Source organism: Clostridium sartagoforme AAU1, from assembly GCF_000401215.1.
Classification (GTDB): Bacteria; Bacillota; Clostridia; order Clostridiales; family Clostridiaceae; genus Clostridium; species Clostridium sartagoforme.
Genome location: NZ_ASRV01000174.1, coordinates 1 through 9,019, shown reverse-complemented (window position 1 = coordinate 9,019; position 9,019 = coordinate 1). Strand labels below are relative to the sequence as shown.

Here is a 9,019-nt window from a genome sequence, read left to right as displayed (position 1 = left end):
TTTTTATATTTAAAAAAGGAGAAATATATGGTGTATGAATATTTTCATAAAAAAATTCCAACAAATAAAATTACAAAACCATTAATAGAAGAAATAAAAATTTATGTAGATGAAATATTAAAAGAAGAAATACCACAAATATCATATAAGTCATATATGTCTTTTTATAAGAATGGTATTAGAAGAGAATTTGAAGATATCTACTTTAGCAGACGTAAGCAGCTATCGGCTTTAGGATTATATTTGCAATTTAAAGATTCAGAAGAAGAAGAGGATTTAGAAAAGGTAGTTAATTATTTTAATGAATTATTGTGGTCTATATCTAATGAATTTAGTTGGTGCTTAGCAGCACATTTAAAATATGATGAAGTTGGATTTGCGGAAGAGCCAGATAAGATAATAGATTTATTTTCTGCAGAGACTGCACAAGCATTAAGTGAACTGTTAATAATCCATGAAGATAAAATAGATAAATCTCTTAAAGCTCATATAAAAAAGAGAATAAATGAAAGAGTTATAGAACCATTTTTAAATAATACTTGGACTTGGGAAAAGCAAACTCATAACTGGAATGCAGTATGTTCTGGATGCATAGGAATAGTTGGATTATTAATAGCCGATGAGAGTAAGCAAAAGGAAATTATATATAAAGTAGAAAAAGCTTTAAAATACTATCTTTTAGGATTTGGAGATGATGGTGCATCACTAGAAGGTGTAGGATATTGGACTTATGGATTTGGATATTACAATTATTATAAAGCATTAAAAGGAGAAATCTTTGATGAAAATTATAATAAGGTAAAAACAATAGCTAACTTTCCTAATATAATTCAAATTAGTGAAAATAAATTCGTTCCATTTTCTGATGTTCCTGTTAATATGTCAGTTGCAACAGGATTATTATCATATTTATATAAAAACTATAATATTAAAGTTCCGTTTGTTACTAAAATAAGTTCACTTGACTTTGATCAATGCTTTAGATGGGCACATTTAAGTAGAAATTTATGGTGGACAACAGAAGAAGTATTTAATAAAAAACCTTCTGATTCAGTAGAATTTTTAGAAGATGCTCAATGGATGGTACTTAGGAAAGATAAAATAACCTTTGCTATAAAAGGCGGTAATAATGATGAACCACATAATCATAATGATTTAGGAAGTTTTATAGTGGCTGTTAATGGCAATATGGTTTTAACAGATTTAGGGGCTGGATTATATACTGCAGGATATTTTGGAGAAGAAAGATATTCATATGATCAAACAAGGTCCTATTGGCATTCAGTTCCTCTTATAAACAACTTAGAGCAGATTGTTGGAACTGAGAAATGTGAAATATTAAATAAAAAAATAAGCAGTAGTAATGTTGAACTTGAGTTAGATCTGACTTATGCATATCCTAAAGAATTAATAAATTCGTGCATTAGAGAAGTTATGTATAAGAAGGATATTTTAAGTATTAAAGATAAGTTTAAATCCAGTAACAACATATTAATAAATGAAGGCTTTATTAGCTCAATACCTTCTAAATTAATTAATGAAGGCAAAATAATGTGGGAAATAAATAATGATAAATTAATATTAGAATATAATCCTGATACATTTAAGTATTCTTTAGAAGAGAAAAAGTAATAAATCATTATAATCAAATAAATGTTATTTATAGAAGTAATCTAATTTCTAAAGAAGATGTACAATCTATGGAAGAAAAATTTAATATTTATATAAGTTATGATAAGGATTCAACAGTTAATTAAAAAGTATAAGTGATTAATAGTATTTAAATACATTTATTATTTTAGTAATTCATAAAAAATAACATAGTTAAAGAGAGGTAAATAACATGAATAATAATTGGAAAAAAGAAGCATTAAATTTTATTATAGAAAAAACAGAAGTTAATAATAGAAAAATAGGAGTTAATTTTCCACATGCATCACATGATGGGAAATATAAATTAGAAAATGAACAGTGGTGGACTGCTGGCTTTTGGCCAGGATTATTGTGGAAGGTGTATTCACAAACAAATGATGATTCATTAAAAATAACAGCAGAACAATGTGAAGAAAAGATGGATCGTTTACTTACTAATACAGAATGTATAGATCATGATATGGGATTCATGTGGACACTAACTAGTTTAGCTAATTACAAATTAACTGGAAATAAGGAGTCGAGGAGACGTGCATTACTTGCAGCAAATTTGTTATCAGCAAGATTTAACACAGAAGGAAATTATATTAGAGCCTGGAATGCATGGATTGGAAGAAAAGATAATAGTGGCGTTGCAATAATAGATTGTTTGATGAATCTACCGCTATTATATTGGGCATCAGAAGAAACTGGTGATCCGAGGTTTAAACATATTGCAAAAAGACACGTTAACATGGTTTTAGAACATTTTATAAGAGAAGATGGATCAGTTCAACATATGGTAGTGTTTGATTCTGAAACAGGAGAAGTTGTAGAAAAACTTGGAGGACAAGGCTTTGCACCAAATAGTGCTTGGGCAAGAGGATGTGCTTGGGCTGTATATGGATTAACACTTTCTTATAAATATACAAAGGATATAAAAATATTAAATGCAGCAAAGAAAACAGCACATTATTTTATATCAAACTTACAAGATAATAAATGTCCAGTTTGGGATTTTAGAGTTCCAGAAGATGGAGAAAAGAAATATAGATATCCAGATTCTTCAGCAGGAGCAATAGCAGCGTGTGGATTATTATTACTATCTAAGTATGCTGGAGAATTTGAGGATTATATATATAAGAATGCAGGTGAAGAAATACTAAAAGCTTTATATATAGAATGTTCAAGTAAGGATAATGAAAAGGAAGAAGGATTAATTATGAATGGAACAGGACACTTCCCAGAACAAACTAATTTAGATGTTCCATTAATATATGGAGATTACTATTTTGTTGAAGGTATATCTATATTGAATGGCGATGAACTACTATTTTGGTAAACTAATAAAAAATAAATATAAATTTTATATTAATTGGGAGGAAAACTTATGCAAAGAAACAGTATTTTAACTAGGCTTAATGATTTGGGTGTTGTAGCAGTAGTACGAGGAAGTAGTAAGGAAGTAGGAGTAAATATATCACAGGCTTGCATAAGAGGTGAAGTAAAAGCAATTGAAGTCACTTATACAAATAAATTTGCCAATGAAATAATATCAGATTTAAGTAATAAGTATTCAGAAGATACATCTGTATTAATTGGTGCAGGAACTGTTTTAGATTCAGAAACAGCAAGACAAGCTATTATAGCAGGAGCAAAATTTATTGTATCTCCATCTTTTAGTGAAGAGACAGCAAAACTTTGTAATAGATATCAAATACCATATATACCAGGGGTCATGACTATAGCTGAGATAGTTAAAGCTTATGAAAGTGGGGTAGATGTAGTAAAGGTATTTCCAGGTAGTGTTCTTGGAACAAAGTTTATATGCGCATTAAAAGGACCATTACCTTATGCTAATGTTATGGTAACAGGTGGAGTTGGATTAAATAACATATCTGAGTGGCTTAAGGCAGGTGCTAACATGATAGGAATTGGTGGAGAATTAAATACTCTTGGTGAAGCTGGTAACTATGATGAAATAACTAAAATTTGCAGCCAATATACTGACAAATTAAAGGATTTAAGAGGAAATTAATATGAAGGTAGCAGGATTTGGAGAAATTATGCTTCGCTTATCTACTAATAGAGGAAATAGAATTAGCCAAGCCAATAATTTTAATGCCAATTATGGTGGCGGCGAAGCAAATGTTTTAATATCTTTATCTAATTTTGGAATCGACACTAGTTTTATAACAAGACTTTCTAGTAATTATATTGGAGACTCAATTATTTCATACTTGAATAGTAAATCAATAGATACAAAAAATATAACTAGAGTTAATAAAAGGACGGGAATATATTTTTTGGAAATAGGAAGTGGTAATAGGGGGTCTAAAGTTATTTATGATAGAGAAAATTCAGCTTTTAGCACTCTTAAGTATGGAGATATTAATATTGATGAAGCTTTAGAAGGTATAGATATATTTCATTTTTCAGGCATAACTTTAGCATTATCACCTGACATAAGAAAAATTGTAAAGGATATTTTAGTAAAATGTAAAGAAAAAAACATATTAGTTAGTTACGATTCAAATTATAGAGCAAAATTATGGTCATTAGAAGAAGCCAGAAAAGCTACTTTAGATATTCTACCATATGTAAATATTTTGTCATTTGGAGTTTTAGATGCAGAAAATATTTTAAATATGAAATGTGATATAGAAGATAAACATGATAAGCTTAAATATTATTATACTGAACTTGAAGAAATTTATCCAAATATAGTTCACATGTTTTCATCTTTTAGAGATATAGAATCTTCTTCAATTAACTATCTTCAATGTAATTATTTTAATAAGGGTATATTATATAGATCTGACATTCTAAAAATAGATGATATTATAGATAGAGTTGGAGGCGGAGATGCTTTAACTGCAGGAGCTTTATATGGAATTATAAAAAGTAAAGATGGAAATTATATAAGTAATTTTGCAAACTCAGCATCTGTTTTAAAGCATAGTATTTTTGGAGATGCAAATTGTGTGGATGTTGATGAAATAGAAAGCATTATGAGAAATGAAGGAACAAAAATTCAAAGATGATAATTAATTAAAGGAGATATTAATTATGAGTAAGAGCACTTTTTTTAGTCAAAATAAAAAATTTTTTATGGATGATATAGAAGGTATATGTGAATATGTAAGTAAAAATTACATGAATGAATTTAAGGATATTCTTGCTGTAGCTGATGATGTTGTCAATAAAAAGTTTTTATTTAATTTAAGATGGGATATGGAAAGAACAGTTGTACCAGAAGTATTTAATGATGAAATTAACTGGCTTCATATGCCGGAGGATGATCCTGAATGGATATATCAATTTAATAGACATAGATTTTGGATTTGTCTTGGTCAAGCATATGTGATGACAAAAGATGAAAAATATGCAAAAGCATTTGTTGAGCAAATGACTCATTGGATTAAAAATGTAAAACTTGAAGATGAAAGAAATGCTCTTGCATGGAGAACTATAGAAGCAGGATTAAGATTAGAGTATTGGTTAAAAGCAATTATGTACTTTAAAGATAGTTCTCATTTAACTGAAGAAGTTTTTGAAATCTTTGAAGCATCAGTAAAAGAACATGCAGAATTTTTAATGGGAATATATGATACCTTTAGATTAGTTAGTAACTGGGGAGTACTTCAAAATCATGGATTATTTATAGCTGGAGTTATGCTTCCAGAATCAGAAAGAACTGCTGAATATAGAAAAGAAGCCTTAAAAAGACTGGCAGAGGAAATAGAAGTCCAAGTTTATGCTGATGGTGTTCATTGGGAACAATCACCAATGTATCATAATGAAGTAGCACACTGCTATTTAGATGTAAAAATATTATGTGATAGAAATAATATTGAATTACCAGAAGTGATAGAAAGAAAATTATATAGTATGGCATATGGAACATTTTATCATAAAAAGCCAGATCATCATGAAATTATGATGGGAGACAGCGATGATATAGATGTTAGAGATATAATTACTAAGGCAGCATATTCATATAAAGATGGAGTTTTGAAATTTGGTGGGTATGATGAGTTTGATTTTGATTGTATATGGGATTTAGGAATTGAAGCTGCAAAAGAATATATAAAAATTGATAAGTGTCTACCAAAAGAAACTGCTATTGAACTTAAGGAAAGTGGAAATTACTATCTTCATTCGGATTGGAGTAAGGATGAAAACTTCTTCCATTTTTATTGTGGTACTTTAGGTGCTGGTCATGGACACTCAGATAAACTTCATATAGATTTATTTGCAAATGGTGAAGATATATTAGTTGATTCAGGTAGATATACTTACGTAGATAAGCCAGATAGATATGAATTTAAAGATCCAAGCGCTCATAATACAACAACGGTTGATGAAGAAGATTTCATAGTTTGTGTTGATCCTTGGGGTTGTAGCAAATTAGCAAGATCCATAAATCAAAAAATGGTAAAAAGTGATGAGTATGATTATGTTGAAGGTGGTCATTTAGGCTACTATGATATTAAAGGCGGAGGAGTATTTGTAAATCGTAGAATTATATATATAAAACCTGATATATATATAATTGTGGACGAATTCTATGCAGGTTCAAAGCATAAATATAATCAATATTTCCATTTTAATAATACAGGCAAGCTTTCTAAGGAATCAAATAATGAAGTTAATCATATTAGTGAAAAAATTATACAGATTTATGCTTTTTAGCAAATAATATTGATTTGAATATAAAAGAAACAAGGTATTCAAAACATTATAATGAATATGAGATGAAAGAAACTTTAGTAACAGAAGTTTCAGCAGATGGGTTTGCATCCATTATAACTGTTATATCAACTAACTCAAAAGAAAATTATGAAAAAGCGAAAGTACAGAAATTAAAGGTTAAATCTAATTTTAAAGGAATAATTTTTGAGGATAAGCTTATAGAGGCTATAAATATTGAAAAGGGTCAAAAGAAATATACAGTGGTAGTTGCTCATCAGGATTATGCTTCGCCTACAGATAGCTTTAATGCAGACGGATGTATAGGCTTTGGGCAAGTAGTAGTATTTAATAGAAGTAAGAATGAGGAAAGAATAGGAAAAGTTCTAGTATATTAGAAGTTTATTCAATAAAAGTAACATTGCATTAGATAAGTTTAGTGCAATGTTATTTTCTATTTGAGTAAATGTTTTCAAGATGTGAAAAAAATGATAAAATATAAATAATAATATGTAAAGCAGGGGTTTTTAATAATATATAAGAGGTAGATGAAGAATTATGAAAAATACTAATATACCATATAAGACAATAATGTTTAGGGTAACTTCAATAATGATAGGGTTAACAGCAGTAATAACTATATTAATTTTATACGGATGTTTATATACCTTTAAGCACATATTAAATGAAAAGATAACTAGTACAACAACTTCAAATTTAAAAATAGTAAGTAAGAATATAGAAAATAGAATTGATGAAGTAGTTCAATTAGCTAAATGGTGCAGTATTAATAATCAAGTTTCATCTTATGTAAGTAGTACATCAAGTAATATTAATAGTAGTATAAGTTTAAATACATATTATAGAGTAAAAGAAGAACTAAATAATTCAAGATCAAGCAGATATGTTGATAGATTAATAATTAGTAATCCAGAAGGAGTATTATTGCAAATAATTACTGATACATCAGCAGGAAGCCTAACGGATGGTAAAGTCAGTAAGGAAGTTCCATATTTTGATGAATTATTTAATGAAGTAGGATTTAAATGGATAGGCTTAAAAGAAGATGCATTTAAAAAGGATGTAAGTGCAGATAAAATTATACCTATTATTAGGCCTATTTATAGCTATTATGATAATAGTTCGGTTGGGTGGGTATATATTTCAATTAATACAGAAATTATTACAGATTTTTTAGATAGTTATAACCTAAATAAGGGAGATGAAATTTTTATATCTATAGGAGGAAAAGTTTATAAATACATAGAAAATAAATTGATTTTAGTGGATTTAGATAAATATGAAAAAGCTGATGTTGTTGAAAATAATAATATTATTACTTATAAATCAAAGGACAGCTCAAATAAAGATGTAAACTACATTTGGTATAAGTCAGATTTAGATGGCTGGGCAGTGGGACAAGCATTGAAAAAGAGCAATTTTTCTATACAAAAATCCTTATTTATTCCACTTTCGATATTAATAATAGTTTTATTATTTTCTCTTGCAGGTATATTAACTTATATATTAAATGAAATGATTAGTAAGCCTGTTAGAAAAATTAATAATAAGGTAGCAAGAATATCAATGGGGGATTTTTCAATTGATGATTCTATTGAGAGGCAGGACGAAATAGGAACTATAGGAAGAGGCATTAATATTTTATCTGAAAAAATAACAGATTTAATATCTTCTAAAGTAGAATATGAAAAACAAAAAAAAGATTTAGAGTTCAAGATGCTTCAGAGTCAAATAAATCCACACTTCCTATATAATACTCTTAATTCTATTAAGTGGATGGCAACCATTCAAAATGTTACAGGAATACCAGAAATGACATCAGCTTTAGCTAAATTATTAAAAAATATTTCAAAGGGTACAGATCAAATAATATCTATAGAAGAAGAAATAAACTTATTAAATGAATATATAACAATTCAAAAATATAGATATGGAGGAGCACTTAAAGTTATATATAACGTTGAAGATGAAAAAATTTATCTAAGTAAAATAATAAAATTTACTTTGCAACCAATGGTAGAAAATGCAATATTCCATGGAATTGAGCCTAAGGGAAATGAAGGAGTAATTAAAATATCATTTGGTTTATTTGAAGAAGACAAAGTGAAAATTGAAATAAAAGATAATGGAATAGGAATATCAGATGATAAAATAAAAAAGATACTTAGTGGTGATAATAGCTTGGATAAAAAATCTTTTAATAATATAGGAATAAAAAATGTTAATGATAGAATAAAACTAACATTTGGAAATGAATACGGAATTAAGATAGCAAGTGTTCTAAATGAATATACAAGTATAATAATAGTAATTCCATACGATAAAGTTAAAAAGTAAAGGCATAACTTTAGGAGGAGTGAGGTATATGTATAAATTGTTAATAGTAGATGATGAACCATTAGTTCAAGTGGGTGTAAAATCTATGATTAATTGGGATAAATTTGACATAGATGTAATTGGAATGGCATCTAATGGAGAGCAAGCAATAAAAATAATAGATAATAGCTTTCCAGATATTATAATTACAGATGTAAAAATGCCAATAATGGGGGAATAGAACTTATACAATATTGTAGAGAAAATTATTCAAAGCAACCTGTTTTTATAATTTTGACAAGTTATGAGGATTTTAAAATTGCAAAAACAGCTATAAAGTATAATGTTAATGATTATT

The 9,019-nt window shown here is 27.9% G+C and carries 8 protein-coding genes; all 8 read left to right on the top strand.

What is annotated here, in order from left to right; genetic code table 11:
* Positions 1-1,632: heparinase II/III domain-containing protein (locus A500_RS14315; RefSeq protein ID WP_207637412.1), on the top strand; the 1,632-nt coding region annotated here is incomplete at its 5' end.
* A gap of 211 nt (positions 1,633-1,843) precedes the next feature.
* Positions 1,844-2,974 carry a glycoside hydrolase family 88 protein gene (locus A500_RS14310; protein WP_016208280.1) on the top strand — a complete coding sequence of 377 codons (1,131 nt, stop codon included), beginning with the start codon at positions 1,844-1,846 and terminating at the stop codon, positions 2,972-2,974.
* 48 nt (positions 2,975-3,022) lie between these two features.
* Complete coding sequence (locus tag A500_RS14305) at positions 3,023-3,670, top strand: bifunctional 2-keto-4-hydroxyglutarate aldolase/2-keto-3-deoxy-6-phosphogluconate aldolase (RefSeq protein ID WP_016208279.1); 648 nt, start codon at positions 3,023-3,025, stop codon at positions 3,668-3,670.
* Between the two features lies 1 nt (position 3,671).
* Positions 3,672-4,676, top strand: a complete 1,005-nt coding sequence (locus tag A500_RS14300) for a sugar kinase (RefSeq protein WP_016208278.1) — start codon at positions 3,672-3,674, stop codon at positions 4,674-4,676.
* 25 nt (positions 4,677-4,701) lie between these two features.
* Entirely contained in the window at positions 4,702-6,327 is a 1,626-nt protein-coding gene (locus A500_RS14295) for an alginate lyase family protein (RefSeq protein WP_051993171.1), read from the top strand.
* 14 nt (positions 6,328-6,341) lie between these two features.
* Positions 6,342-6,722, top strand: coding sequence for a hypothetical protein (locus tag A500_RS19625; protein ID WP_051993170.1), 381 nt, complete (start codon positions 6,342-6,344; stop codon positions 6,720-6,722).
* A gap of 160 nt (positions 6,723-6,882) precedes the next feature.
* The gene (locus tag A500_RS14290) at positions 6,883-8,682 is read left to right on the top strand and encodes a sensor histidine kinase (RefSeq protein WP_016208277.1); all 1,800 of its coding nucleotides are present in this window, start codon (positions 6,883-6,885) and stop codon (positions 8,680-8,682) included.
* Positions 8,683-8,710: 28 nt separating this feature from the next.
* Entirely contained in the window at positions 8,711-8,902 is a 192-nt protein-coding gene (locus A500_RS14285) for a response regulator (protein WP_016208276.1), read from the top strand.
* Positions 8,903-9,019: the final 117 nt, after the last annotated feature.